Origin of the sequence: Streptomyces sp. NBC_00490, from assembly GCF_036013645.1 — a bacterium.
Classification (GTDB): Bacteria; Actinomycetota; Actinomycetes; order Streptomycetales; family Streptomycetaceae; genus Streptomyces; species Streptomyces canus_F.
The window spans coordinates 7570888-7597548 of sequence record NZ_CP107869.1; the positions used below are offsets into that span (position 1 = coordinate 7570888).

General features: G+C 68.7%; 19 protein-coding genes. 14 read left to right on the forward strand and 5 right to left on the reverse strand.

The annotated features are described in order from the left end of the window. Both OG381_RS34695 and OG381_RS34700 read right to left on the reverse strand, forming a co-directional pair. On the reverse strand, window positions 1–486 hold the full coding sequence (locus tag OG381_RS34695) for a hypothetical protein (protein WP_327719940.1): 486 nt from the start codon (window positions 484–486) through the stop codon (window positions 1–3). Between the two features lie 28 nt (window positions 487–514). Then, entirely contained in the window at window positions 515–1504 is a 990-nt protein-coding gene (locus OG381_RS34700) for an acetylxylan esterase (protein ID WP_327719941.1), read from the reverse strand. Window positions 1505–1730: 226 nt separating this feature from the next. Here OG381_RS34700 and OG381_RS34705 point away from each other — a divergent pair, with 226 nt between their 5' ends. The 5 genes from OG381_RS34705 (at window position 1731) to OG381_RS34725 (ending at window position 8024) form a co-directional block, all read left to right on the forward strand. Beyond that, window positions 1731–2714, forward strand: a complete 984-nt coding sequence (locus OG381_RS34705) for an ABC transporter permease (RefSeq protein WP_327719942.1) — start codon at window positions 1731–1733, stop codon at window positions 2712–2714. After that, window positions 2708–3580 (forward strand): carbohydrate ABC transporter permease, encoded by an 873-nt coding sequence (locus OG381_RS34710; RefSeq protein WP_327719943.1) that lies wholly within the window; start codon window positions 2708–2710, stop codon window positions 3578–3580. The genes OG381_RS34705 and OG381_RS34710 overlap by 7 nt, the downstream gene beginning before the upstream one ends. 37 nt (window positions 3581–3617) lie before the next feature. After that, window positions 3618–5273, forward strand: coding sequence for an ABC transporter substrate-binding protein (locus OG381_RS34715; RefSeq protein WP_327719944.1), 1656 nt, complete (start codon window positions 3618–3620; stop codon window positions 5271–5273). A 73-nt stretch (window positions 5274–5346) separates the two neighbouring features. Continuing rightward, window positions 5347–6027 carry a hypothetical protein gene (locus tag OG381_RS34720; RefSeq protein ID WP_327719945.1) on the forward strand — a complete coding sequence of 227 codons (681 nt, stop codon included), beginning with the start codon at window positions 5347–5349 and terminating at the stop codon, window positions 6025–6027. Continuing rightward, entirely contained in the window at window positions 6024–8024 is a 2001-nt protein-coding gene (locus OG381_RS34725; protein ID WP_327719946.1) for a beta-galactosidase, read from the forward strand. Before OG381_RS34720 ends, OG381_RS34725 begins: the two co-directional genes overlap by 4 nt. Before the next feature lie 5 nt (window positions 8025–8029). On the opposite strand, the gene OG381_RS34730 is transcribed toward OG381_RS34725, so the two are convergent. Both OG381_RS34730 and OG381_RS34735 read right to left on the reverse strand, forming a co-directional pair. Next, window positions 8030–9961 (reverse strand): alpha-glucuronidase, encoded by a 1932-nt coding sequence (locus tag OG381_RS34730; protein ID WP_327719947.1) that lies wholly within the window; start codon window positions 9959–9961, stop codon window positions 8030–8032. A 20-nt stretch (window positions 9962–9981) separates the two neighbouring features. After that, complete coding sequence (locus OG381_RS34735) at window positions 9982–13752, reverse strand: GH92 family glycosyl hydrolase (protein WP_327719948.1); 3771 nt, start codon at window positions 13750–13752, stop codon at window positions 9982–9984. Window positions 13753–14098: 346 nt separating this feature from the next. Here OG381_RS34735 and ngcE point away from each other — a divergent pair, with 346 nt between their 5' ends. The 9 genes from ngcE to OG381_RS34780 all read left to right on the forward strand — a co-directional run bounded on the left by ngcE (window position 14099) and on the right by OG381_RS34780 (window position 26243). Continuing rightward, the gene (ngcE, locus tag OG381_RS34740) at window positions 14099–15544 is read left to right on the forward strand and encodes an N-acetylglucosamine/diacetylchitobiose ABC transporter substrate-binding protein (protein WP_327719949.1); all 1446 of its coding nucleotides are present in this window, start codon (window positions 14099–14101) and stop codon (window positions 15542–15544) included. A gap of 73 nt (window positions 15545–15617) precedes the next feature. Further along, window positions 15618–16547, forward strand: a complete 930-nt coding sequence (locus OG381_RS34745; RefSeq protein ID WP_327719950.1) for a carbohydrate ABC transporter permease — start codon at window positions 15618–15620, stop codon at window positions 16545–16547. Window positions 16548–16567: 20 nt separating this feature from the next. After that, entirely contained in the window at window positions 16568–17503 is a 936-nt protein-coding gene (locus tag OG381_RS34750) for a carbohydrate ABC transporter permease (RefSeq protein ID WP_327719951.1), read from the forward strand. Window positions 17504–17697: 194 nt separating this feature from the next. Next, window positions 17698–18897, forward strand: coding sequence for an ROK family transcriptional regulator (locus OG381_RS34755; protein ID WP_046259987.1), 1200 nt, complete (start codon window positions 17698–17700; stop codon window positions 18895–18897). Between the two features lie 133 nt (window positions 18898–19030). Then, complete coding sequence (locus OG381_RS34760) at window positions 19031–20116, forward strand: sugar ABC transporter substrate-binding protein (protein ID WP_327722626.1); 1086 nt, start codon at window positions 19031–19033, stop codon at window positions 20114–20116. Between the two features lie 246 nt (window positions 20117–20362). Next, window positions 20363–21154, forward strand: a complete 792-nt coding sequence (locus OG381_RS34765; protein WP_046259989.1) for an ATP-binding cassette domain-containing protein — start codon at window positions 20363–20365, stop codon at window positions 21152–21154. Then, window positions 21151–22485, forward strand: coding sequence for a sugar ABC transporter permease (locus tag OG381_RS34770; RefSeq protein ID WP_327719952.1), 1335 nt, complete (start codon window positions 21151–21153; stop codon window positions 22483–22485). Before OG381_RS34765 ends, OG381_RS34770 begins: the two co-directional genes overlap by 4 nt. Before the next feature lie 175 nt (window positions 22486–22660). Further along, window positions 22661–24580 (forward strand): 1-deoxy-D-xylulose-5-phosphate synthase, encoded by a 1920-nt coding sequence (dxs, locus tag OG381_RS34775; RefSeq protein ID WP_327719953.1) that lies wholly within the window; start codon window positions 22661–22663, stop codon window positions 24578–24580. A gap of 142 nt (window positions 24581–24722) precedes the next feature. Then, entirely contained in the window at window positions 24723–26243 is a 1521-nt protein-coding gene (locus OG381_RS34780; RefSeq protein WP_327719954.1) for an amino acid permease, read from the forward strand. Window positions 26244–26249: 6 nt separating this feature from the next. Here the strand turns inward: OG381_RS34780 and OG381_RS34785 are convergent, their stop codons facing one another. Continuing rightward, window positions 26250–26621: an NTP pyrophosphohydrolase gene (locus tag OG381_RS34785; RefSeq protein ID WP_327719955.1), complete on the reverse strand. Its 372-nt coding sequence runs from the start codon at window positions 26619–26621 to the stop codon at window positions 26250–26252. Window positions 26622–26661: the final 40 nt, after the last annotated feature.

Consider the following 26661-nt stretch of genomic DNA (forward strand, 5'->3'; position numbering starts at 1 on the left):
CTACGGGGTGGCGCGGGAGACGAGCTCGAAGGTGAGGGGCTCGGAGGCGTGCGGATCGAGGACGAATCCCTGGCCCTCCTCCTCGTCCCACGTCCCGTCCGGCTGATCGACGTGGGCCACGACCAGCGTGGTGCGCGGCCGGGGGAGCCGCCCCCGGTCCGCCGGCGGGTCGTGGCGCTGGATGTCGAGGACCCGGAGCAGGGTCTCGGGCACACCGACGAGGCAGGTGTCCCCGGCCGACAGTTCCCAGGGCTTCGGCTCCGTATGGAAGACGCCCTGCCACCACTCGAGGGAGTCCGGGTCGGTGGGCATGGCGACCTGGCCGTCCCACCGGTACCGCGAGTCCGGGTCGATCTCGGCCCACGGCCAGACGACGAAGGCGTGCCGCCCCGCGACCCTCGCCACCTTCGCGGGGGTCCACGGGCAGGTCACGCGCAGAATGTCGCCCACACGGTGCTCGGGGCCCTCGGTCACTGTCTTCTCCATCCGCGCATCGTAGGACCAGAGCTTTTCGTCAGCCCTCCAAGGTCCGGTGCAGCCAGTCCAGTTGCCGGCGCACCTGCACCGCGTCCCCGCCCTCGTGCCCGTTGTACGGATAGGCGTGGATCTCGGTGCGCGGCTCGGCGCCCGACAACTCGGCGTAGCGGTTGAAGGCGGCGTACGCCCCGCTCGGCGGGCAGACCGTGTCGCGCAGGCCCACCCCGAAGTGGGCCGGGGCGTGGGCGCGGCGGGCGAAGGAGATGCCCTCCATGTAGGCGAGCGTGCGGTGGGCGGCCTGCTCCGAGCCGCGGTGGACGGACAGGTACGCGGTGATCTCGCCGTAGGGACTCGCGTCGGTGAGATCCAGGGCCCGCTGGATGCCGCACAGGAAGGGCGCGGTCACCAGCGCCGCCGCCAGGTCCGGGACGAGCCCCGCGACGGCCAGCGCGAGGCCGCCGCCCTGGCTGTTGCCGGCCGCCGAGACACGTCCGGCGTCCACCCCGGGCAGCTCACGGACCGCCGCGACCGCGCGTACCGCGTCCGTGATCAGGCGCCGGTAGTGGTAGCCGTGCGGGGCGAGCAGACCGCGTACCGCCGGGCCCGGCCCGCCGGGCGTCCGCGCGTGCGGGTCGGGGGTGCGGCCGCCGTTGCCGTACTGGTCGCCCTGGCCGCGGTTGTCCATCAGCAGATGGGCGTATCCGGCGGTCACCCAGGTCAGGCGCTCGTGGGGCAGCCCGCGGCCGCGGCCGTAACCGGCGAACTCGACCACCGCGGGCAGGGGTTCGGACACGCCCGCCGGTCTGCTGAACCACGCGCGCACCGGGTCGCCCGCGAAGCCCCGGAAGGTCACGTCCCACGTCTGCGTCAGACGCAGTCCGGTCTCCACCGGCCGGACCGACACCAACACCTCGGGCTGCGCCGCCTCCTTGAGGGTCTCGTGCCAGAACTCGTCGAAGTCGGCGGGCTCTTCGGGCAGCGGGCGGTGATGCACCAGCTCCGTCAGCGGCAGGTCGAACGCGGGCACGGACACCTCGCAGGAGTCGGACGACAGAGGGAAACTTGCGGAGATCGATGTGCCGGTTTCCCGTGTCCTACCCCGCACGGAAGAGACTTCAACTCCGCACGCCTGCCTCAAAAGCCCGCTGCTGCACCCATTGACAGCGCTTTCCGAGTGCCTTTAGGTTGCCGCGAAGTTACCGGTAAGAGCTCGAAAGTTTCGGTTCAACTCCCCCCTCCTGTGAGGACCGAGCATGAGCACCTCCACCAAGTCGGCGTCTCCGCCCGGCATCCAGGACCCACCGAAGCCCGACCCGCCGCCCGTGCCCTCCGCCCGCGTCCCCTGGAGACGGGCACTGCGCCGCGACTGGCAGCTGTACTCGCTGGCCCTGCTGCCGCTGCTGTTCTTCCTGGTCTTCCGCTATCTGCCGATGCTCGGCAACGTGATCGCGTTCCGCCGCTTCCAGCCCGGCGGCTCGATCTTCGGCGAGCAGTGGGTGGGCCTGCGCTACGTCGAGATGTTCCTCAGCGACCCCACCTTCTGGCAGGTGTTCCGCAACACCCTGTGGATCGGCGGGCTCACCCTCGTCTTCTGCTTCCCGATCCCGATCGTGCTGGCCCTGCTGCTGAACGAGGTGCGCCGGCGTTCCCTGAAGCGGTTCGTGCAGTCGGTGTCGTATCTCCCGCACTTCCTGTCGATGGTGATCGTCGCCGGCATCACCATGCAGATGCTCGCCACGGACGGCGCGGTCAACCACGTCCTGGGCTGGTTCGGCCACGACCCGATCCGGTTCATCCAGGAACCCGGATGGTTCCGCACGATCTACGTCGGCTCCGAGATCTGGCAGACCGCCGGCTGGGGCACGATCCTCTACCTGGCCGCGCTCACCACCATCGACGAGGACCTGTACGAGGCCGCGCGCATCGACGGCGCCAACCGCTGGCGGCAGATCTGGCACGTCACCCTGCCCGGCATCCGCCCCACCATGATCACGCTGCTGATCCTCAACATCGGCACGTTCCTCGCGGTCGGCTTCGAGAAGGTCCTGCTGCTCTACAACGCGCTGACCTATCCGACCGCCGACGTCATCTCCACCTACGTCTACCGGACCGGTGTGGAGTCCAGCAGCTTCAGCTACGCGGCCGCCATCGGCCTGTTCGAGGCGATCATCGGCCTGGTGCTGATCGTCTCCGCGAACCAGCTGTCGCGCCGCACGGTGGGGACCAGCCTGTGGTGAGGCCGAGCCGTTCCTACCGGGTCTTCCAGGGTGTCAACGGGGTGGTCCTCAGCCTCGTGGTGCTGGTGACCCTGTATCCCTTCGTCAACATCGTCGCCCGCTCCTTCAGCGGGGAGCGGCAGATCCGGGCCGGTGAAGTCACCCTGTGGCCCAAGGGGTTCAACCTCACCACGTACAAGATCGTGTTCCAGGACTCGATGTTCTGGCGCAACTACGGCAACACCGTGTTCTACACGGTCGTGGCGACCACCGTGGCCATGGTCCTGACGACCTGTTACGCGTACGTCCTGTCGAAGAAGCAGCTCAAGGGTCGTACCGCGCTCGTCGGCGTCGCGGTGTTCACCATGTTCTTCACCGGCGGCCTGATCCCGCAGTACGTCCTGATCACCAGCCTCGGCCTGAAGAACAGCGTGTGGGCGATCGCGCTGCCCAACGCGATCAGTGTCTTCAACCTCCTCGTGATGAAGGCCTTCTTCGAGAGCCTGCCGGCCGAACTGGAGGAGGCCGCGCAGATCGACGGCCTGAGCACCTACGGCATCCTGCTCAGGATCGTGCTGCCGCTGTCCAAGGCGGTCGTCGCGACGATGGTGCTCTTCTACTCGGTGTCCTTCTGGAACTCCTGGTTCAGCGCGTTCCTCTACATGGACAGCACCGATCTGATGCCGGTCACGGTCTATCTGCGCAACCTCATCCAGGGCGCCACCGGAGGCTCCAACGCCGGAGCCGGCACGGAACAGCTCAGCCAGGTCGGGGCGAACATCCAGGCGGTCACCATCGTGCTCACCGCGCTGCCGATCCTGTGCGTGTACCCGTTCGTCCAGCGCTACTTCGTCTCGGGCGTGATGCTCGGCGCGGTCAAGGGCTGACGCTCACTCAATTCACCTACGGAACAAGGGAGTATCCGTGAGAAACGAAGGGCAGCTGTCGCGGCGTCAGATCCTGGCGGCCGCGGGCTTCATCGGACTCGCCGGCCTCACCGGGTGCGGCAGCGGCGACGACGGCGGGGACAGCAAGGACCTCTCCAAGAAGCAGAACGGCGCCATGAAGGAGTACCGCGCGGGCCAGCAGTTCAAGGCCGCGAAGCCGCTGTCCTTCTCGATGCTGCACAACAACAACCCGGTCTACCCGACGAAGAGCGGCTGGCTGTTCTGGAAGGAGGTCACCAGGCGCACCGGGATCACCATCAAGCCCGTCGACGTCCCGCTGGCGGACTACGAGAAGAAGCGCAGCGTCCTCATCGGCGCGGGCGACGCCCCCTTCCTGATCCCGAAGACGTACCACCCGGGCGAGGTCGCCTTCGTGTCCTCCGGCGCGATCCTCCCGGTCAGCGAGTACGTGCACCTGATGCCCAACTACCAGGACAAGGTGAAGCGCTGGCGGCTGGAGCCCGAGCTGGACTCCATACGCCAGTCCGACGGCAAGTACTACCTGCTGCCCGGCCTGCACGAGAAGGTCAAGTCCGGCTACTCGCTGTCCTTCCGCACCGACGTCCTCGACCGGCACGGCCTGTCCCTGCCCACCAGCTGGGACGAGGTGTACGACGTCCTGAAGGCGCTGAAGGCGGAGTACCCCGACAAATACCCCTGGACCGACCGCTGGAGCACCAACACCCCCTTCCCGTGCGGGGCGTTGTTCGGCTATCTCGGCCAGGCGTACGGGGTCAAGGCGGGCTGGTCGTACAACAACATCACCTTCGACACCAAGGCGCGGAAGTTCGTCTTCAACGCGGCGACGGACGCCTACCGCCAGATGGTCGAGTACCTGAGAAAGATCGTCGCCGAGAAGCTGCTCGACCCGGAGAGCTTCACCCAGCAGGACGACCAGGCCGTGCAGAAGCTGCTGGCCGAGAAGTCCTATGCGATCAGCGCCAATCCGCAGGAGCTGGTGCAGAACTACCGCTACAACCTGGAGAAGCAGGTCAAGGGCGCGAAGATCGAGATGGTGCCGGTGCCCCTCGGGCCGGCGGGCCCGGTGGTGCTGGGCGGCACCCGGCTGGAGAACGGCGTCATGGTCTCCAGCAAGGCCCTCAAGGCCGACACCTTCGTCGCGATGATGCAGTTCGTGGACTGGCTCTGGTACTCCGACGAGGGCCAGAAGTTCTGCAAGTGGGGCGTGGAGGGCACCACTTACACGGAGTCCGGCGGCCGGTACAGGCTGGAGCCCGGCATCTCCCTCATGGGCTCCGACCCGGACGCCCCGAAGGACCTCCAGAAGGACTTCGGCTTCTTCAACGGCGTCTTCACCTACGGCGGCAGCTGGGCCCTGGTCTCCTCCAACTTCAGCCCGGACGAGAAGAAGTTCCAGGACGCCATGTCCGAGCGCACCGAGCTCCCCATCGACCCCGCCCACCCCCTGCAGTCCGTGGAGCAGGAACAGGCGACGCTGTGGGAGACGCCGCTCAAGGACCACGCCATCCAGAACACCCTCCAGTTCGTCCTCGGCAAGCGCCCGCTGTCCGAATGGGACGACTACGTCTCCGAGTTGAAGTCGAAGAACATGCAGCAGCTCGTCGACCTGCACAACAAGGCGTACGAACGGTTCAAGAAGGAGAACGGGTGATCCGCATCCCGGCCGAGGGCATCGGCCGGCTTCCGGCCCGTCGGGGGACACGGGCTGCCCGGAAGGAGACGCGATGAGCACCCCGTCCACCGCCTTCGGGATCGGCCCCCTGTCCCGGGCCGCCGCCCTCATCCACACCCTCGTCACCGTCGAGGCCCTCCTCCTGGTCGCGGCCGCCCCCGGCCTGGCCGGCCTCTTCCTGCTCGGCCCCGCCCCCTCCAACATCCCCCTCGCCGCCCTGTGCCTCCTCCCGCTCGGCCCCGCCTGCGCCGCCGCCCTCTACGCCCTGCACCACCGCGACCGCGACCTCACCGACCTCCACCCGGCCCGCACCTACTGGCGCGGCTGGCGGCTCAACGCGCTCCCCGCCCTGAAACTGTGGACGCCCCTGCTCACCTGGCTCACGGTCATCGCCTTCACGCTCACCCACTTCTCCGCGACCGGCCTGCCCGGCTGGTGGGCGGTGCTGCTCGCGGCGATAGGTCTCGGCTCCCTGCTGTGGGGAGCCCACGCACTCGTCCTGACCTCCCTCTTCAGCTTCCGCGCCCGCGACACCGCGCGCCTCGCCGGCTACTTCCTCTTCCGGCACGGCCGTGCCACCCTCGCCACCGCCTCGCTGCTCGTCCTGACCGCCGCGGGGACCGCCCTGCTCACCGAGGCCCTGCCCGCCCTGCTGGCCGCCCCGCTGCTGCTGTCCCTGCTGCACGGCGACCGCCCGGTGATCGCCGAGACCCAGGAGGACTTCACCGTATGAGCCGCAAGATCCGGTACGGCGGCGACTACAACCCCGAGCAATGGCCACGGTCCACCTGGGACGAGGACCACCGGCTCTTCACCCGGGCCGGCATCGACACCCTCACCGTCGGCGTCTTCTCCTGGTCCCTGACCCAACCCGCAGAGGACACCTACGACTTCACCGTCCTGGACCGGGTCCTCGACCGCGCCGCCGCCGAGGGCCGCCAGGTCTGCCTCGCCACCGGCACCGCCGCCCTCCCGCCCTGGCTCGCCAGGAAGTACCCCGAGGTCAACCGCACCGACTTCGAGGGACGCCGCCACCGCTACGGCCAGCGCCACAACTTCTGCCCCAGCTCACCGGCGTACCGCCGCCTCTCCACGGCCATGGCCGCCCGCCTCGCCGAACGGTACGCCGGGCACCCGGCGCTGCTCGCCTGGCACATCAACAACGAGTACGGCGGCGCCTGTTACTGCGAGCACTGCGCCGAGGCGTTCCGCGCGTGGCTCCGGGCCGAGTACGTCACCCTCGACGCCCTCAACGACGCCTGGTGGACCACCTTCTGGTCCCACCGCTACACCGACTGGGCCGAGATCGAACCCCCCAGCGCCCTCACCGAGCACTGGCGCGGCCCCGACCACACCGCCTTCCAGGGCATCACCCTCGCCTACTTCCGCTTCACCACCGACGCCCTCCTCGGCTGCTTCCTCGCCGAGAAGGAGGTGATCCGCGCCCACGACCGGCAGACCCCCGTCACCACCAACTTCATGGGCATGTTCCGCCCCCTCGACTACCACCGCTGGGCCCCGCACCTCGACTTCGCCTCCTGGGACAGCTACCCGCCCCTCGACGCCCCGCCGACCTGGACCGCCCTGGCCCATGACCTGATGCGCGGCCTGAAGGACGGCGCCCCGTTCTGGCTGATGGAGCAGACGCCGTCCACGACCGCGTGCCGGGACGTCAACCCCCTTCGTCGCCCGGGCGAGCTGAGGCTGGCCACCTTCCAGGCCGTCGCCCATGGCGCCGACGCGGCCCTCTACTTCCAGCTGCGCGCCTCCCGTGGCGCCTGCGAGAAGTACCACGGCGCGGTCATCGGCCACGCGGGCCGCGACGACACCCGGGTCTTCGGCGAAGTGGCCGAACTGGGCCGCGAGTTGGAGGCCCTGGGCGGCTCCACGCTCGGCGCCCGCACCCCCGCCCGCACCGCCCTGGTCTTCGACTGGGACAGCTGGTGGGCCCTGGAGATCTCCGACGGCCCCTCCCGGCTGGTCAAGTACCAGGAGGTGGTCCACGCCTACTACCGCGCCGCCCGCGAGGCGGGTGCCGATGTGGACGTGGTCCCGCAGACCGCCGACCTGACCTCGTACGACGTGGTCCTCGCCCCCGTCCTGCACCTGGTCAAGGGCGACCTCGCCGAGCGCCTGGAAGCGGTCGCCGCACGCGGCGGCACGGTCCTGACGACCTTCCTCTCGGGCCGCGGTGACGAGCACGACCGGGCGTTCCTCACCGACGTACCGGGACCGCTCGCGCCCCTGATGGGCGTACGGATCGACGAATGGGACGCCCGGCCACCGCAGTTCACCCAGCCCGTACCCGAGCTGGGGTCGCAGGCCCGCCTCGTCTTCGAGATCGTCCAGCCGCGCGGCGCCGAGCCGGTCGCCACCTACGGCACCGACTTCTACGCGGGCACCCCGGCCGTCACCCGCAACGCGTTCGGGGAGGGCGAGGCCTGGTACGTCGCCACCGCCCTCGACCAGCCCGGCGTCGACGAGGTGGTCCGCCGCGTCCTCGCCCGCCACGACCTGCTCGGCCCCTACGCCGACCAGCCGACCGTCGAGACCGCGACCCGTATCGCGCCGGACGGCACCCGCCTCCTCTTCCTCCTCAACCACACCCCCGAACCGGCCCGTCTCACCGCCCACACCACCGCCACCGACCTGCTCACCGGCAAGCGGACCGAGAAGGGCGAGCCCCTGACCCTCGACCCGCTGGGCACGGCGATCCTGCGCATCGAGTAACGCGGCTAGTGGATCCGGCGCCCGTTGGCGTCGGGCACACCGGACTTCCGGAAGAAGTAGCTGTTGACCTGGTCGCGCCACTCGCGAGCACAGCGGAGCTGCTCCTCGAACCGCTCCGTCACCCGCGCGTGGCGTTCGGCGTCCACCAGATCCACCAGCGAGGCCCACACCCGCCGGGCGGCCTCCACCTCCTCCACGCCCTCGAAGTGCGTGTCGTAGATGTGCTGGATCACCGTCTTACCGCTGTGCAGCACATGCCCGTACGGCACATGGTGGAAGAACAGCAGCAGCTCGTCCGGGCAGGTCTCCGGTGACTCGTACACCTCCGCCCAGCGCTTGGCGTACTGCGCCGCGTACCCCGTGCCGGTCGCCGCGCTGCGGTCCACGCCGATGCCGTCCCGGTCGGCGAAGTGGTAGGTGCCCCAGGGGCTGTACTCGTATCCGTCCACGCTCGGCCCGTAGTGGTGACCGGGCTGCACCATGAAACCGACCCCGAGCGGCGCGGTGTACTTCTCGTACGTGCGCCACGACCCCTCCATCACCGCGCGCACCCCCGCCGCGGGCTCCGTCCCGAAGGTGAGCCCGATCCACTCGTCCAGGATCTCCAGCGGGTCCGCGTCCGGCCGCCAGGCCAGCCGGCCGAAGGTGTAGAGGTTCGCCTGGGCCAGCGGATGCCCGGTCCAGAACGGGTCGTCGCCGACGTTGGAGACGGCGACCAGGGCATCCGCCAGCTCCGCCACCGGCGTGCCGTCGGGCCGGAACCGCAGCACCTCGCTCCACATCGGCCCCAGCCAGCACACATGCCGTTGCTGTCCGGTGTACTCCTGCGTCGCCTGCAACTCCACCGCGAGCCGGGTGGCGGGCATCGCGCCGATCAGCGGTGAGACCGGCTCCCGCACCTGGAAGTCCATCGGCCCGTGCTTGACCTGGAGCACGGCGTTCGACGCGAACTCCCCGTCCAGCGGCACGAAATGGTCGTACGCCGCACGCGCCCGGTCCGTCGTCCGGTCCCGCCAGTCCTGCCGGTGGTCGTAGACGAAGGCCCGCCAGTGCACGGTCCCGCCGTACGGCTCCAGCGCGGCGGCCAGCATGTTCGCCCCCTCGGCGTGCGAGCGGCCGTAGGCGAACGGGCCCGGCTGCCCCTCCGAGTCGGCCTTCGCCACGTACCCGCCGAAGTCCGGTATCGCCTCGTACACCCGCACGGTCGCCTTGGCCCACCACGCCCGCACGTCGTCGTCGAGCGGGTCGGCCGTCGCGAGCCCGCCGAGCACGACCGGCGCGGCGAAGCTCACGGACAGATGCGTCCGGATCCCGTACGCCCGCAACGCGCCCGCGATCGCGGCGACTTCGCCGATCCGGTCGGTCAGCAGCCGCGCCTCGGCCCGGTGCACGTTGACGTTGTTCACGGCCACGGCGTTGATGCCGCACGAGGCGAGCAGCCTGCCGTACGCCCTGACCCGCTCCAGATCGCCGCGCGCCCGCCCGTCCTCCCAGAACAGCGAGCCGCCCGCGTACCCGCGCTCCACCTGGCCCATCACCGGGTGCACGGACACGTTGTCCCAGTGATCGAGCATCCGCAGCGCCAACTCAGGCTGAAAGGAGGCGCGTCGAGCGTCGTCGCGGAACGCCGTCTCACCGAGCCGTGCGACATGGAAGAACCCGTACAGCAGCCCGCGCGCGCCGGACGCGGTGACGGTCGTACACCCGTCACCCCGCCCGTACACGAACCCCTCGGAGCCGTCGTCCCCGTCCAGCTCCAACACCAGGTCGTACGAACCGGATTCGCGCGAGACGCTCCCTCCGAACCGCTCGCAGGCCCTGGCCACCTCCCCGTGGACCGTGTCCACCAGTGGACCCGAACCACGGATCAGGGTCCGCCGGGTGCCGATCGGCCGGAACGCCACGTCCGGCAGCCAGGCCGGATCGACACCCTGCATGAGACCCCCAACGCTGCTGCTCAGGCGAGCAGTTCGACTTCGGACACCACCGCCTCGCCGTCGAGCACCAGACGGTACTTCCCGTACGTACCCGGAGACCTCACCGTGAACGCCCGTGTCTGCCGATCCCATGCGAAGGACTCCGCGGACCGCTGGTCCAGGGTCTTCCACCTGGTCCCGTCGTCCGAGCCCTGGAGGGTCCAGCCGCTCGGCGCCTTCGTATGGTCGGAGGACGACGTCACCGTGTACTGGACGCCCTTGATCTGCTGGGACACCGGCAGATCCACCGAGGTCACGGCCGCGTCCGTCGCCGAGGTGTTGTCGAACAGCGCCCCGTCACCGACGAGCACGTCCGCACGCGGCGTGGGCACCTTGTCGTCCTTGGTGATCGACACCGGTGCCGCGTTCTTGCCCGTGCCCCAGGTGGAGGGCCGCGGACCCATGTCGAAGGTCAGCGTGCCGCCCTTCGAGATCAGCGAGTGCGGCAGCGAAGTCGACGTCCAGGTCTTCCCGTTGACCATCAGACCCTGCACGTACACATTGCGGGTGCTGTTCTTCGGCGCCCTGACGACGAGGTCCCGTCCGTTCTCCAGGTGCACGGTCGCCTTGGTGAACAGCGGTGACCCGACGGCGTACTCGCCGCTGCCCATCACCAGCGGATAGAAGCCCAGCGCGGAGAAGAGGAACCACGCCGACTGCTCGCCGTTGTCCTCGTCACCGTGGTAGCCCTGCCCGATCGCACTGCCGGTGTAGAGCCGGGACAGCACCTCACGGACGTTGCGCTGGGTCTTCCACGGCTGCCCGGCCGCGTCGTACATGTAGTTCACATGGTGGGCGACCTGGTTGGAGTGCCCGTACATGCCCATGCGGACGTCCCGGGCCTCCGTCATCTCGTGGATGACCCCGCCGTAGGAGCCGACGAAGTCCGGCGAGGCCGTCTCCGGCGTGGCGAAGTACTCGTCGAGCTTCTCGGCGAGCCCGCGGCGGCCGCCGTACAGGTTGGCCAGGCCGCGGCTGTCCTGCGGGGCGGTGAAGGCGTACCCCCAGCCGTTGGTCTCCGTGTAGTCGTGGCCCCAGACGCGAGGGTCGTACTTCGACGACTCCACCCGCCAGTCACCGGCGAGATCCCGCCCTTGGAAGAAGCCGGCCCGCGCATCGAAGAGGTTGACGTACTCCCGGGCCCGGTTGAGGAAGTACTCCGACTCCTCCGCGTACCGCTTCTCACCCGTCTCGTCGTACAGCGCCTGTCCCATCCGCGCGATGCCGTAGTCGTTGAGATAGCCCTCCAGCGCCCAGGACAGCCCCTCGTGCGTCTCGGTGCCGGTGTAGCCGAGGAACGGGGAGGTCTCCATCCCCTTGCGGCCCACGCCCGACGTGGGCGGCACCACGGTGGCGTTCTTCAGGGCCGCCTCGTACGCCGACCTGGCGTCGAAGTCGACACCCTTGACGTACGCGTCCGCGAAGGCGACGTCCGAGGACGTGCCGGTCATCAGGTCCGCGTAACCGGGGGAGGACCAGCGCGAGGTCCACCCGCCGTCCTTGTACTGCTGCACGAATCCGTCGACCATCTCACCGGCCTGAGAGGGCGTCAGAAGCGAGTACGCCGGCCAGGTCGTCCGATACGTGTCCCAGAAGCCGTTGTTGACGTACACCTTGCCGTCGACGATCTTCGCCCCGGTGTGCGTCGGGGTGTCGGGGCCCGGCATCGGCGAGAACGGGGACGCGTACTTGTACGTCGAACCGACCTTCTCGAAGCCGGAGTTGGGGTACAGGTACAGCCGGTACAGGCTGGAGTACAGCGTGGTCAGCTGGTCCTCGGTGGCACCCTCGACCTCCACCTTGCCGAGCAGTCCGTCCCACTGCCGCTGGGCACGCGACTTCACCGTCTCGAAGGACGTGCCGTCCGGGATCTCCTGGCGCAGGTTGTCCCTGGCCTGGTCGAGGCTGATGAGCGAGGTCGCCAGCCGCAGGGTGACGGTCCGGTCCTTGAACCGCAGATAGCCCTTGACCCCGCTGGAGTCGCCCTCGACCACCGGCTTGTCGAAGACGCCGTACACGAAGAGCCGCGTCGCCCCGGTCGAGAGCCCGGACTTCACGTCCGAGTACCCGGTGACGACCCCGGCCGCCTTGTCGAGCGTCAGCCCCGCCTGGTCCGTCACGTTGTCGAAGAGGACGCTCGCCTCGTCGCCGGGGTAGGTGAAGCGCAGCGCCGCCGCGTGGTCGGTCGGTGCCATCTCCGCCTTCAGCCCGTTCTCGAACCGCACCCCGTAGTAGTACGGCCGCGCGGTCTCGTTCTCGTGCCGGAAGGCCAGCTCCCGCGCCTCGCGGCCGGTCTCCGGGACGCCGGCGGCGACGGACGGCATCACCTGGAAGGTCTGCCGGTCGCCCATCCAGGGGCTCGGCTCATGGCTCGCGCTGAACGCCTGGATCGTCGGCAGGTTGTCGTCGTTGTTGGCCCGCGCGTAGTCGTACAGCCAGCTCAGCGAGCCCGCGTTGGTGACCGGCGTCCAGAAGTTGAAGCCGTGGGGCACGGCGGTCGCGGGGAAGTTGTTGCCGCGTGAGAAGGCCCCGCTGGAGTGGGTGCCGCGGGTGGTCAGCGCGTAGTCCGAGAGGTGGGCCTTCGGCTTCTCGGGCGCCACCGGCGCGAGCCGTACGTCGTCCAGCCAGCCGCGGAACCGCGCCGGGCCGCCGGGGGAGTCGTAGGCCACCAGGATCCGGTCGACCGTCTTCCCGGCCGCCACCGACCCGATCCGCGAGGACACGTCGTTCCACTGGTTGACGTACAGCACCTTCGAGGCGCCCTGACCCTGCGGCGACAGCGCGAAACCGTGCTGGTCCCGGGCCCCGAGGCCGCTCAGATACGTGCCGTCCGTGAAGGCCAGGTCCACCGCCACGTTCGTCGCCGCGTAGTCCCGGTCGCCGTCCGCCATCGACGGGAAGACGCGGTACGCCAGCCGGGTGTCCGGAGCGACGGCCACGTTCACGTCGTAGACCTTGTTGTACGAGTACGCCCGCCCGTCCGCGGTGTGCCGCCCGGCGTACCGCAGCGCGCGCTTCCCGGTGAAGCCGGCCCGCGCCTTCGCGGTGGGGGAGCCGTTCGGGCCGCGGTCGACCAGCGAGAGCATGTCCGGCGGGACGGGCCCGTTGCCGCCGCCCGTGGAGAACTGCACGTCGGCGAGCTGGAGGATGTCGGAGGCGCCGTTGTTCGCGGTGACGTCGAGGCGGAAGTGCTGGTACTCGGCCGGCTCCGCGAGATCGTACGACTGTGTCTGGAAGCGCTCGGCGAAGGACTGGCCGGAGCGGGTGTCGAGGGTCTTCCAGTCCTTGCCGTCCGCCGAGCCCTGAAGCGTCCAGTCCCTGGGGTCGCGCTCGGCGTGGTCGTTGGCCGAGACCAGGGCGTACGTCAGGATCTTTCGCGGTTTGTCCAGGTCGAACTCCACCCAGCCGGTCGGCTGGAACGCCAGCCATTTGGTGCCCGGCTCGCCGTCGGCGAGGTTCTCCTTCACCTCGCCGCCGGAGGCGTTCTCGGCGCTCGCGCGGACGTCCGTGACCCGGTCGGTCACATTGCCCGGGATGCCGCTGCTGTAGCCGCCGTCGACGCCCGAGGCGCGCTCCACCGTGTCGGTCCAGTCCGGCACCGGATCCTCCGCCTCGAAGGAGGACGCGAACTCCCGGTCGGCGCCGGGCGCCTCCGGCAGGGCCGTCGCGGCCCCCTGGGAACCCATGGCCAAAGCAAAGGCGGTGGTGAGAACGACCGCCGGGCCTCGTCTGTACCGAGCTCTGTGCCGCATGTGCCAGCACCCTCCTGCCATCGCGGACAACGTTGTCAACTTCGATGCGCAAGGATCAGTTGTGACCCAAGTGGTCAGCGTTGTCAAGGGCGTTGGGTGTGGCATTCGGGCATAATGACGGGCATTTTTCCGTCAGGGAGCACACAGGCCGTACATATTTCCGGGAGGTCTCAACTCGGAAAAGACCCATGGCCAACCTTGCATTCGATCTTGCTCCGCTGGCGGGAAGTGGACTATACCTGTCGGCGATTCACCGCACTTCCTGCACGACCCAGCGTGACCCGAACGCGGTGCCCGGGAGGATCCGGTTCACCGCCTGAGTCCTGGAGAAGGCGAGGACTTGAGCATGGGATCCACTTCCGCCGAGAACAGCAACAAAGCCTCCGTCGGCCGCCGCGATCTGATCAAGCGGTCCGCCGCGCTCGGTCTGATCTCCGTACCCACCATGAGCGTCCTGTCCGCCTGCGCCAGCGGCGGCGGGGACGACACCTCCGACAACGACACCGGGGGCAAGACCTCCAAGTCGAACCCGTTCGGCGTGAAGGACGGCGGCAAGCTGGACGTCGTCATCTTCAAGGGCGGCTACGGCGACGACTACGCCAAGGCCTGGGAGGCGAGCTTCAAGAAGAAGTGGGGCGTGACCTCCGTCCACACCGGCACCCAGGAGATCACCGGCAAGCTCCAGCCCCGCTTCAACGCGGGCAACCCGCCGGACATCGTGGACGACTCCGGCGCCCAGCAGATCCCGATCGACGTGCTGTACAAGAACGGCCAGCTGCTCGACCTCGCCGTGGTCCTGGACGCCCCGTCGATCGACGACCCGTCCAAGAAGGTCCGCGACACGCTGATCCCCGGCACCCTCGACGCGGGCATGCAGGGCGGCAAGGTCGTCGCCCTGAACTACATCTACACGGTGTGGGGCCTGTGGTACTCCGGCAAGCTCTTCAAGGAGAAGGGCTGGACGGAGCCCAAGACCTGGGACGAGTTCCTCGCCATCTGCAAGGACGCCAAGTCCCAGGGCATCGGCGGCCTCGCCCACCAGGGCAAGTACCCGTACTACATCAACGTCGCCATCATGGACCTGATTGCCAAGACCGGCGGCCTGGAGGCCATGAAGGCGATCGACAACCTCGAGCCCAACGCGTTCGTGGGCTCCGACGCCGCGAAGGCCGCCGTCGAGGCGGTCTACGAGGTCGTCGAGAAGGGCTACCTGATGCCCGGCACGAACGGCCTGACCCACACCGAGTCCCAGACCCGCTGGAACCAGTACAAGGCCGTGTTCATCACCAGCGGCTCCTGGTTGGAGAACGAGCAGCTCAAGACGACCCCGTCCGACTTCGACATGAAGTTCCTGCCCATGCCGCTGCTGCCCGGCAGCAAGCTGCCCTTCGAGGCGATCCGGGCCGGTTCCGGCGAGCCCTTCATCATCCCGGCCAAGGCCAAGAACCTGCCCGCGGCCAAGGAGTTCGTGCGGATGATGCTGTCCAAGGAGTGGTCGACGACCTTCGCCAAGGAGGCGAACTCGCTGACCATCGTCAAGGACGGCGTCGACACCGGGGTCAAGCTGCGGCCGGGCACCCAGTCGACGGTCGAGGCGTCCAAGGCGGCCGGTGACGACACCTTCCGCTTCCTGTACACCGAGTGGTACAGCGAGATGGGTACGGCGATCGAGAACGCGTCCAACGAGCTGATGGCCAAGCGCATCCAGCCGGCGGAGTGGCTCAAGCGGGCCCAGGCCGCCGTCGACAAGCAGGCCAAGGACCCGGAATCGAAGAAGAACCACCGGGACTAGATCACACAGTGCCCCGCGCCCCCGGAATGGGGGCGCGGGCGTACCGCCGGGAGACCAGGGGCAGGAAACGCCAATGCGCAAAGGGCAGTACCGGTTCGTCGCGGGATTTCTTTTCGCTCCCGTGGCGCTCTATGTGACCTTCGTGATCTGGCCGTACATCCAGACGTTCGGATATTCGCTGACCGACTGGAAGGGGCAGTCCCAGACCTTCAAGTTCGTCGGCCTGGACAACTACAAGGCGCTGTTCCAGGACGACATCTTCATGGGGGCGATCTGGCACAACATCCTGTTCCTGATCTTCCTTCCCCTGGTCACCATTCTGCTCGCGCTGTTCTTCGCCTTCATGCTCAACGTGGGCGGTCGCAGCCGGGCCGGCGGGGTCGCGGGGGTCGCCGGATCCAAGTACTACAAGATCATCTATTTCTTCCCGCAGGTGCTGTCGCTGGCGATCATGGCGGTGCTGTTCGGAGCCGTCTACCGCAGTGACGGCGGCGGCATGCTCAACGGGCTCCTCATCAAGCTGGGCCTGGTCGACGCCCAGAGCCCCATCGAATGGCTCAACGAGCCCGACCTCGTGCTGTGGGCGCTGCTCGTGGTGGTCGTCTGGCACGGCGTCGGCTTCTACCTCGTGCTGTTCTCCGCCGCCATGCAGTCCATCCCGAAGGACATCTACGAGGCCGCGCTCATCGACGGCGCCGGCCGCTCGCAGTCCTTCTTCCGCATCACGCTGCCCCTGCTCTGGGAGTCCGTGCAGACCGCCTGGGTCTATCTCGGCATCGCGGCGATGGACATGTTCATCCTGGTCTCCACGATGACCTCCGGCGACTACGGAGGCGGCCCCGACCACCACAGCGAGGTCATGGCGACCGTGATGATGCGCAACTTCCTGCTGTACGGCAAGAGCGGGTACGCCTGCGCCATGGGCGTGGTCATGCTCGTTCTCACCCTGATCGTGTCCGTGTTCACGTTGCGCGCCACCCGCCGCGACCGCGTCGAGTTCTGAGCGGGGAGAGAAGACACCTCATGAGCGCACCCCTCAAGGAGACCGCCGCCTCGGGCGGTTCGGTCCCCGCCCAGCCCTCGGTCGGCAAGACCCCGGCACGTCCCGGCGACCCGCGCGGTGAAGGCCTCGCACTGAACGTCTTCTCGCACGGCTTCCTCGCCCTGTGGGCGCTGCTGATCGTGCTGCCGCTGCTGTGGCTGGTGCTGAGCTCCTTCAGGACCGATGCCCAGATCGGCGGTTCGGCCTTCGGCTGGCCGCAGAACTGGTCGCTGGACGTCTTCTCCCGCGCCTGGGACAAGGGCATCGGCGACTACTTCGTGAACACCGTCATCGTGCTGGTCTTCTCGGTGCCGCTGACGATGCTGTTCGGCTCGATGGCGGCGTACGTGCTGGCCCGCTACGAGTTCTGGGGCAACCGATTCCTGTACTACTTCTTCGTGGCCGGCGCGATGTTCCCGGTGTTCCTCGCCCTCGTCCCGCTGTTCTTCATGGTCAAACGGCTGGACATGCTGAACACCTACCAGGGGCTGATCCTGGTCTACATCGCCTACTCGATGCCGTTCACGGTCTTCTTCATGCACGCCTTCTTCCGGACCCTGCCGACAGCGGTCTTCGAGGCGGCGGTCCTGGACGGGGCCTCGCACACCCGGACGTTCTTCCAGGTGATGCTGCCGATGGCGAAGGCGGGTCTGCTCAGCGTCGGCATCTTCAACACCCTCGGCCAGTGGAACCAGTTCATCCTGCCGACGGTCCTCATGCAGCCGCAGAGCGGCGACGATCCGGAGCGCTATGTCCTGACCCAGGGGCTCATCCAGCTCCAGCAGCAACAGGGGTACGCCTCGGATCTTCCGGTTCTCTTCGCGGGGGTGACCATCGCCATGATCCCGATGCTGGTCGTGTACCTCTCCTTCCAGCGTCAGGTGCAGGCGGGGCTGACGTCCGCGACCTTGAAGTGAAGGGCGGGTAGCGCTCCGGAACCGACCGTGCGCACGCCGTTCCCGGCCCTGGGAGCGGCGTACGCACGCGTGCCCGGAGCCGCGGATACTGTTCAACCTCTTGACGGAAGGCGACCCGAACGGCTCAGCTTAGAGTTCACTAGTTGGACATTCACGGGGCCTCATAGAAGCGGTCCCGCGCGCAGGAGGTCGTCGTGGAGACTCCGGGGTCGCAGTCGTCACTGCACCGAGCCAACCTGGAACGGGTGGTCCGGGCCGTCCGGCTGGCCGGGTCGCTCACCCAGGCGGAGATCGCCCGGACCACCGGGCTGTCCGCGGCGACCGTGTCCAATATCGTCCGTGAGCTCAAGGACGGCGGAACCGTCGAGGTCACGCCCACGTCGGCGGGCGGTCGGCGGGCCCGCAGCGTCTCGCTCAGCGGGGACGCCGGGATTGTGATCGGCGTCGACTTCGGCCATACGCACCTGCGGGTCGCCGTCGGCAACCTCGCCCACCAGGTGCTGGCCGAGGAGTCCGAGCCGCTGGACGTGGACGCCTCCTCGACGCAGGGCTTCGACCGGGCGGAAGAGCTGGTCAACCGCCTGATCGCGGCCACCGGTGTCGACCGCTCCAAGATCGCCGGGGTGGGTCTCGGCGTGCCCGGCCCGATCGACGTGGAGTCCGGTTCCCTGGGCTCCTCCGCGATCCTGCCGGGGTGGATCGGCACCAAGCCCGCCGAGGAGCTGGGAGGCCGTCTGGGCGTCCCCGTGCACGTCGACAACGACGCCAACCTGGGCGCCCTCGGCGAGATGGTCTGGGGGGCCGGCAGGGGCGCCAGGGACCTGGCGTACATCAAGGTCGCCAGCGGTGTGGGTGCCGGCCTGGTCATCAGCGGCAAGATCTACCGCGGGCCGGGTGGCACAGCGGGAGAAATCGGGCATATTACTCTTGATGAGTCCGGACCGGTCTGCCGCTGTGGAAACCGCGGCTGCCTGGAGACCTTCGCGGCCGCGCGCTATGTGCTGCCGCTCCTCCAGTCCAGTCACGGCACCGACCTGACGATGGAAGGCGTCGTGCGGCTGGCCAGGGACGGAGACCCAGGCTGCCGTCGGGTGATCGCCGACGTCGGCCGCCACATCGGCAGTGGAGTGGCCAATCTCTGCAATCTCCTGAACCCGAGCAGGGTGGTCCTGGGCGGTGATCTCGCCGAGGCCGGTGAGCTGGTGCTCGGCCCCATCAGGGAGTCCGTGGGCCGGTACGCCATCCCTAGCGCAGCACGTCAACTCTCCGTTCTCCCGGGGGCACTTGGGGGCCGTGCGGAGGTGCTCGGAGCGCTCGCTCTCGCACTCAGCGAGATGGGCGATTCGACCCTTTTGGACGGCACGCTGCATGCAGCAGCCCCTGCCTTCACTTAGAGAACGAAACCCGCCGTTGCCAACCCGTTAAGTATTTACTTCTTGACGTCGCACGTACGGCCGAGTTGACTTCCAGCCACCTCGGCCGCAACGACGCGGCCTCGTCAGGGAGGTTTCAAAAGTGAACACGCTTATGCGTCGTGCGGCCGTACCCGTTCTGGTCTCGGCTCTTGCTCTCTCCGCCGCCGCTTGCGGCAAGGCCGGAGACGACGACAACGACAGCGGCGGCAGCGGCTCCGACAACAAGTCGATCGGCCTGCTCCTGCCCGACAGTGTCACCACGCGTTACGAGCAGTTCGACCGGCCGTTCTTCGAGGCCAAGGTCAAGGAGCTGTGTGACGACTGCACGGTGTCCTACAACAACGCCGGCGCCGACGCCGCCAAGCAGGCCCAGCAGGTCAGCACCATGGTGACCAAGGGCGTGAAGGTCATCGTGGTCTCCGCCCAGGACTCGGCCGCCATCAAGTCCTCGATCGACGCCGCGGTCAAGAAGGGCGTCAAGGTCATCGCGTACGACCGTCTGGCCCAGGGCCCGGTCTCCGCGTACGTCTCCTTCGACAACGAGAAGGTCGGCCAGCTCCAGGGCCAGGCCCTGCTCGACTCCCTCGGCGACAAGGCGACCCCGAAGTCCAACGTCGTCATGATCAACGGTGACGACGCCGACCCGAACGCCGCGCTGTTCAAGAAGGGCGCCCACAGCGTCCTCGACGGCAAGGTCAAGATCGCCTACGAGCAGTCCGGCCTGTGGAAGGACTCGGTCGCCGCGCAGAAGATGAAGGCGGCGATCACCCAGCTCGGCAAGAAGAACATCGCCGGCGTCTACGCCGCCAACGACGGCATGGCCGGTGGCATCGCCACCACCCTCAAGGGCGCTGGCATCTCCGGTATCCCGCTGACGGGCCAGGACGCCGAGCTCGCGGGTATCCAGCGCATCGTCGCCGGTACGCAGTCCAGCACGGTCTACAAGGCCTTCAAGCCCGAGGCCGACGCCGCCGCCCAGCTCGCGGTCAACCTGCTCGAGGGCAAGAGCATCGACTCCCTCGCCACGCAGACCATGACCAACGGCTCCGGCGACAAGGTTCCGTCGCAGCTGCTGACCCCGGTCTCCGTCACCGTCGACAACATCAAGGACACGGTGATCAAGGACAAGCTGTACACCGTGCAGCAGATCTGCACCGCCGAGTACGCCGCCAAGTGCAAGGCAGCCGGCCTGCAGTAACCACCGCCCCGAGGGCGTGCCTCTGATCCGGCACGCCCTCCCGGCAGGTGACAAGCCCCTCCGGCGCCCGCCCCGCCTTCACACCCCGCTGCGGGACGGGCGCCGGACGGAAACACGGTGAGCGCGCCCGTTGCCAAGAGGCACGGGCCGCGCGCAAGTTCATCAGTAAGTCGGTGCCCCCTTCGGCACCCCCCTCCGCGCTCTCATCCCAAGCGCGGCATCCCCGCCGGTCAGGCGGCGAAGGAGATGGTTCACGTGTCCGCTACGCCCGTGCTGGCGTTGCGCGGAGTCTCCAAGCGATTCGGTGCTGTGCAGGCACTCACCGATGTCGAGCTGGAGGTCCACGCCGGAGAAGTAGTCGCCCTGGTCGGCGACAACGGCGCAGGAAAGTCCACGCTGGTCAAGACGATCGCCGGAGTCCACCCCATCGATGAGGGCGTCATCGAGTGGGACGGCAAGCCGGTCAGCATCAACAAGCCGCACGACGCCCAGGGACTCGGCGTCGCGACGGTCTACCAGGACCTCGCGCTGTGCGACAACCTCGACGTGGTCGGCAACCTCTACCTCGGACGCGAGCTGCTGCACCGCGGCGTCATCGACGAGGTCACCATGGAGCAGAAGGCCCGCGAGCTGCTGTCCACGCTCTCCATCCGCATCCCGAGCGTGCGCATCCCGATCGCGAGCCTGTCCGGCGGCCAGCGCCAGGTCGTCGCCATCGCGCGTGCCCTCATCGGTGACCCCAAGGTCGTCATCCTCGACGAGCCCACCGCCGCCCTCGGTGTCGAGCAGACCGCCCAGGTCCTCGACCTCGTCGAGCGGCTGCGCGAGCGCAACCTCGGCGTCATCCTCATCAGCCACAACATGGCCGACGTGAAGGCTGTCGCCGACACCGTCGCCGTGCTGCGCCTGGGTAAGAACAACGGTTCCTTCTCCGTGAAGGACACCACCCACGAAGAGATCATCGCCGCCATCACGGGTGCCACGGAGAACGCCGTGACCCGTCGTGCGGGGCGTCGCAGCACGGAGGCGGCAAAGTGAGCGACACGTCGAAGACCGAGAAGGTCTCCACCGAGAAGGCCGGCGTGGTCGAGGACCAGACCACCGTGGCCCCCGCCGACGACCCCACGGCCGCGCCGGTCGCCGTCGTCGACCCGCGTCTGCTGGTCCGCGAAGAGGGCCTCAAGGGCTACTGGACCGAGTTCAAGCGCAAGGTGAAGGGCGGCGAGCTCGGCCAGCTGCCGGTCGTCGTCGGCCTCATCGTCATCTGGACGATCTTCCAGCTCAAGAACGACCTGTTCCTGAGCGCGGACAACCTGTCCAGCATCAGCTACTTCCTCTCGGCCACCGGCATGCTCGCCATCGGCCTGGTGTTCGTGCTGCTGCTCGGTGAGATCGACCTGTCGGTCGGCTCGGTCAGCGGTCTCGCCTCCACGATCTTCGCGGTGTTCGTGGTCACCCACGGCATGAACGAGTGGCTGGCGCTCTTCCTGGCCATCCTGACCGGCATCGGCATCGGTGTCCTGCACGGCTGGTTCTTCGCCAAGGTCGGTGTGCCGGCGTTCGTCGTGACCCTGGCCGGCTTCCTCGGCTGGAACGGTCTGATGCTGTGGCTGCTGGGCGACAGCGGCACCATCAACATCCCGGACGACAGCGGCCCGGTCCACGTCCTCGGGCAGGGCTCCTTCTTCATGGACCAGGCCATCATCGGTGCCTACCTGCTGGCGGGTCTCGGTGTGGCGTCCATGCTCGTGGGCTCGCTGATGGAGCAGCGCCGCCGCAAGTCCGCCGGGGTGCCGTTCCGTCCGACCAGCGAGATCCTGCTGCGCGTCGGTCTGCTCGCCGTGGCGTCCTTCGCCGCCGCGGCCGTGCTGAACAACGCCGCGGGTGTCTCCAACTCCCTGGTGATCTTCCTCGCCGCGCTGGTGATCGTGGACTTCGTGCTGCGTCGCACCACGTTCGGCCGCAAGGTCTTCGCGGTCGGCGGCGGTATCGAGGCGGCGCGTCGTGCCGGTATCAACGTGGCGGCGATCCGGATCTCGGTCTTCGCCATCGCGGGCGGCTTCGCCGCCATCGGCGGTATGTTCTTCGCCGGCCAGACGGCGTCCGCGACGCTGAACGCGGGCGGCGGCAACACGCTGATGCTGGCCATCGCGGCCGCTGTCATCGGTGGTACGTCGCTGTTCGGCGGCCGTGGCACGGTGTGGTCGGCGCTGCTGGGCATGCTGGTCATCCAGTCGATCCAGACCGGTCTCGACCTGCTCAACATGAACACGTCGATCCAGTACATGATCACCGGCGGCGTCCTCCTCGGCGCCGTGGTCATCGACTCGGTCTCCCGCAAGAGCCAGAAGGCGGCGGGACGCGGCTAGCAAGCCCGAAAACGGCCCGGCGCTGACAGCGCCGGGCCGTTTTCATGTCGTACGAACGACGGATCTTGGGTACAGCCGATCGCGTGACGTATGACGCACCTCCCGAGCGCCGTCCGCAAAGGCGGAACATTAGACTCGACAAGCCCGGCAACAGCTCTACTGCAAGGAGGCACGGGTGCCGCTGCTGACCCGCATCAGGGGACCGCGCGATCTGGACCGGCTCAGCCTGGAGCAGCTGGACCAGCTGGCAGAGGAGATCCGGACCTTCCTCGTCGACGCCGTCTCCAAGACCGGCGGCCACCTCGGCCCGAACCTCGGCGTGGTCGAGCTCACCATCGCCCTGCACCGTGTCTTCGACTCGCCGAAGGACAAGGTGCTCTGGGACACCGGACACCAGTCCTACGTCCACAAGCTGCTCACCGGCCGCCAGGACTTCTCGAAGCTGAAGATGAAGGGCGGCCTGTCCGGCTACCCCTCGCAGGCCGAGTCCGAGCACGACGTCATCGAGAACAGCCACGCCTCGACCGTCCTCGGCTGGGCCGACGGACTCGCGAAGGCCAACCAGATCCGCAAGGGCGACGACCACGTGGTCGCCGTGATCGGCGACGGCGCCCTCACCGGCGGCATGGCGTGGGAGGCGCTGAACAACATCGCCGACGCCAGGGACCGGCCCCTGGTCATCGTCGTCAACGACAACGAGCGGTCCTACGCGCCGACCATCGGCGGCCTCGCCAACCACCTGGCGACCCTGCGCACCACCGACGGCTACGAGCGCTTCCTGGCCCGCGGCAAGGACCTCCTGGAGCGCACTCCCGTCGTCGGCAGACCGCTCTACGAGACCCTCCACGGGGCCAAGAAGGGCCTCAAGGACTTCATCGCCCCCCAGGGCATGTTCGAGGACCTCGGCCTCAAGTACGTCGGCCCCATCGACGGCCACGACATCGAGGCCCTGGAGTCCGCGCTGGCCCGCGCCAAGCGCTTCGGCGGCCCGGTCATCGTCCACTGCCTCACCGAGAAGGGCCGCGGCTACCAGCCCGCCCTCCAGGACGAGGCCGACCGCTTCCACGCCGTCGGCAAGATCCACCCCGACACGGGCCTGCCGATCGCCTCCTCCGGCGCCGACTGGACCTCCGTCTTCGGCGAGGAGATGGTCAGGCTCGGCGAGGAGCGGGACGACATCGTCGCCATCACCGCCGCCATGCTCCAGCCGGTCGGCCTCGACAAGTTCGCCAAGAAGTTCCCCGAGCGGGTCTACGACGTCGGCATCGCCGAGCAGCACGCCGCCGTCTCCGCAGCGGGCCTGGCGACCGGGGGAGTGCACCCCGTCTTCGCCGTCTACGCGACCTTCCTCAACCGCGCCTTCGACCAGGTCCTGATGGACGTCGCCCTGCACAAGTGCGGTGTGACGTTCGTCCTCGACCGGGCCGGCGTCACCGGCACCGACGGTGCCTCCCACAACGGCATGTGGGACATGTCGATCCTCCAGGTCGTCCCGGGACTGCGGCTCGCCGCGCCCCGCGACGCCGACCAGGTGCGGGCGCAGCTGCGCGAGGCCGTGAAGGTCGACGACGCGCCGACCGTCGTACGGTTCTCGAAGGGCGCCGTCGGCCCCGCCGTGCCCGCGGTGGGCCGGGTGGGCGGCATGGACGTGCTCCGCGAGCCGGGGACGGACACGCCCGACGTGCTCCTCGTCTCCGTGGGCGCCCTCGCGCCGATGTGCCTGGAGATCGCGGGCCTCCTCGACAAGCAGGGCATCACCACCACCGTGGTCGACCCGCGCTGGGTCAAGCCCGTCGACGAGGCCATGGCCCCGCTCGCCGAGCGCCACCGGGTCGTCGTCACCGTCGAGGACAACTCCCGTGTCGGCGGTGTCGGTTCGGCGGTCGCCCAGGCCCTGCGCGACGCCGGTGTCGATGTCCCGCTGCGCGACTTCGGCATCCCGCCGCGCTTCCTCGACCACGCCTCGCGCGCCGAGGTCATGGCGGAGATCGGTCTGACCGCCCCGGACATCGCCCGTCAGGTCACCGGTCTGGTCTCCAAGCTGGACGGCAAGTACGGTAGCGCGGCGGCCGAACCGGAGCCCGCGCGCGACTGACCCGTACGACCGGATGGGCCGGTTCCACCACCGCGAAGGGTGGTGGAACCGGCCCATTTGCGTGAATCACCACGTGCCGGGGCATACGCAGTACGCCCCCTCTCGATCATGTCGAGGACGACACAGCGTGGGAGGTACGCCCGTGAGCAGCACACTCTTCCGGACGAAGAGAGTCGAGCAGTCCATCCGCGATACCGAGGAGCCGGAACACGCGCTGAAGAAATCCCTGTCGGCGCTCGATCTGACGGTCTTCGGCGTCGGTGTCATCATCGGCACCGGCATCTTCGTCCTCACCGGCACGGTGGCCAGGAACAACGCCGGCCCCGCCGTCGCCCTGGCCTTCGTCGTGGCCGGCGTCGTCTGCGCGCTCGCCGCGCTCTGCTACGCCGAGTTCGCCTCCACCGTCCCGGTGGCCGGCTCCGCGTACACCTTCTCGTACGCTTCCCTCGGGGAACTGCCCGCCTGGATCATCGGCTGGGACCTGGTCCTGGAGTTCGCGCTCGGCACGGCGGTGGTGGCCGTCGGCTGGTCCGGGTACATCGCCTCGCTGCTGGACAACGCGGGCTGGCATCTGCCGGCGGCGCTCAGCGGCCGGGACGGCGCCGACGGCTTCGGGTTCGACATCCTCGCCGCCGCGCTGGTCCTGGTCCTCACCGCCATCCTCGTCCTCGGCACCAAGCTCTCCGCGCGCGTGACCTCGATCGTCGTCGCCATCAAGGTGACGGTCGTGCTGACCGTGATCATCGCCGGAGCCTTCTTCATCGACGGCGACCACTACGACCCGTTCATCCCGAAGGCGCAGGAGGTGCCGGCCGGTGACAGTCTCCAGTCGCCGCTGATCCAGCTGATGTTCGGCTGGGCGCCCTCCAACTTCGGCGTGATGGGCATCTTCACCGCCGCCTCCGTCGTCTTCTTCGCCTTCATCGGCTTCGACGTCGTCGCCACGGCCGCCGAGGAGACCAAGAACCCGCAGCGCGACATGCCCCGCGGCATCCTCGGCTCCCTCCTCATCTGCACCACCCTCTACGTGGCCGTGTCGATCGTCGTGACCGGTATGCAGAAGTACACCGACCTGTCCATCACGGCCCCGCTCGCCGACGCCTTCAAGGCCACCGGGCACCCCTGGTTCGCGGGCTTCATCAGCTTCGGCGCCGCGGTCGGCCTGACCACGGTCTGCATGATCCTGCTGCTGGGCCAGACCCGGGTCTTCTTCGCGATGAGCCGCGACGGACTGCTGCCCACGTTCTTCTCCCACGTCCATCCGAAGTTCCGGACCCCGCACCGCCCGACCATCCTGCTCGGCGTGATCATCGCGATCGTCGCCGGCTTCACGCCCCTGAGCGAACTGGCCGAACTGGTCAACATCGGCACGCTGTTCGCGTTCGTGGTCGTCGCGATCGGCGTGATCATCCTCCGCAAGTCCCGCCCCGACCTGCCCCGGGCCTTCCGCACCCCGTGGGTGCCGGTCATCCCGATCCTGTCGGTGGCGGCGTCCCTGTGGCTGATGCTGAACCTGCCGGCCGAGACGTGGCTGCGGTTCGCGATCTGGATGGTCCTCGGCTTCGTCGTGTACTTCGCCTACGGCCGCTCGCACAGCCGCCTCGGACGGGAGCAGGCGGCGGCCGCCCAGGGCGTCACGCCGCCGAACGGCGGGGCGCGGTAGCCGTGTTCAGGGGCGGACGGTGCGCGGTCCCGCCACCTCCGCCCCCAACTCCATCACCCGTCGCCGCAGTTCACGGTCGGCGGTGACGACCAGGACGCGGCGCCCGGCCGCCTCGGCGACCAGCTCGACCATCCGGTCGTCCCCGCTGCCGGGCGCGGCGTCGACCCGTACCCCCGGCACGGACTCCACGCCCCGGGCGGCCCCCTCGACCACCAGCACGAGCTCCACCGGCCCCTCGTGCCCCGGCACCCCGTCCGCCGCCAGCCGGTCCCGCAACCGCTCCGCCGCCCCCCGCCGGTCCCGCCACCAGCCGTCGGGCACCGACCCGACGACGTTGGCGGCATCGACGATCACGAGCAGCGGGGCTTCGGCGTCCATGGAGCCAGGGTGCCAGGCGGCGGGCGCCCCCCGCGCGGGG

Bases quoted from the DNA above. Each gene is read 5' to 3' on its own strand.
- OG381_RS34750 (WP_327719951.1), top strand. From the start codon at position 16,568: ATGAGCGCACCCCTCAAGGAGACCGCCGCCTCGGGCGGTTCGGTCCCC.
- OG381_RS34765 (WP_046259989.1), top strand. From the start codon at position 20,363: ATGGTTCACGTGTCCGCTACGCCCGTGCTGGCGTTGCGCGGAGTCTCC.
- OG381_RS34720 (WP_327719945.1), top strand. From the start codon at position 5,347: ATGAGCACCCCGTCCACCGCCTTCGGGATCGGCCCCCTGTCCCGGGCC.
- OG381_RS34695 (WP_327719940.1), bottom strand. From the start codon at position 486: ATGGAGAAGACAGTGACCGAGGGCCCCGAGCACCGTGTGGGCGACATT.
- OG381_RS34760 (WP_327722626.1), top strand. From the start codon at position 19,031: ATGCGTCGTGCGGCCGTACCCGTTCTGGTCTCGGCTCTTGCTCTCTCC.
- OG381_RS34745 (WP_327719950.1), top strand. From the start codon at position 15,618: ATGCGCAAAGGGCAGTACCGGTTCGTCGCGGGATTTCTTTTCGCTCCC.
- ngcE (WP_327719949.1), top strand. From the start codon at position 14,099: ATGGGATCCACTTCCGCCGAGAACAGCAACAAAGCCTCCGTCGGCCGC.
- OG381_RS34705 (WP_327719942.1), top strand. From the start codon at position 1,731: ATGAGCACCTCCACCAAGTCGGCGTCTCCGCCCGGCATCCAGGACCCA.
- OG381_RS34730 (WP_327719947.1), bottom strand. From the start codon at position 9,961: ATGCAGGGTGTCGATCCGGCCTGGCTGCCGGACGTGGCGTTCCGGCCG.
- OG381_RS34785 (WP_327719955.1), bottom strand. From the start codon at position 26,621: ATGGACGCCGAAGCCCCGCTGCTCGTGATCGTCGATGCCGCCAACGTC.
- OG381_RS34735 (WP_327719948.1), bottom strand. From the start codon at position 13,752: ATGCGGCACAGAGCTCGGTACAGACGAGGCCCGGCGGTCGTTCTCACC.
- OG381_RS34725 (WP_327719946.1), top strand. From the start codon at position 6,024: ATGAGCCGCAAGATCCGGTACGGCGGCGACTACAACCCCGAGCAATGG.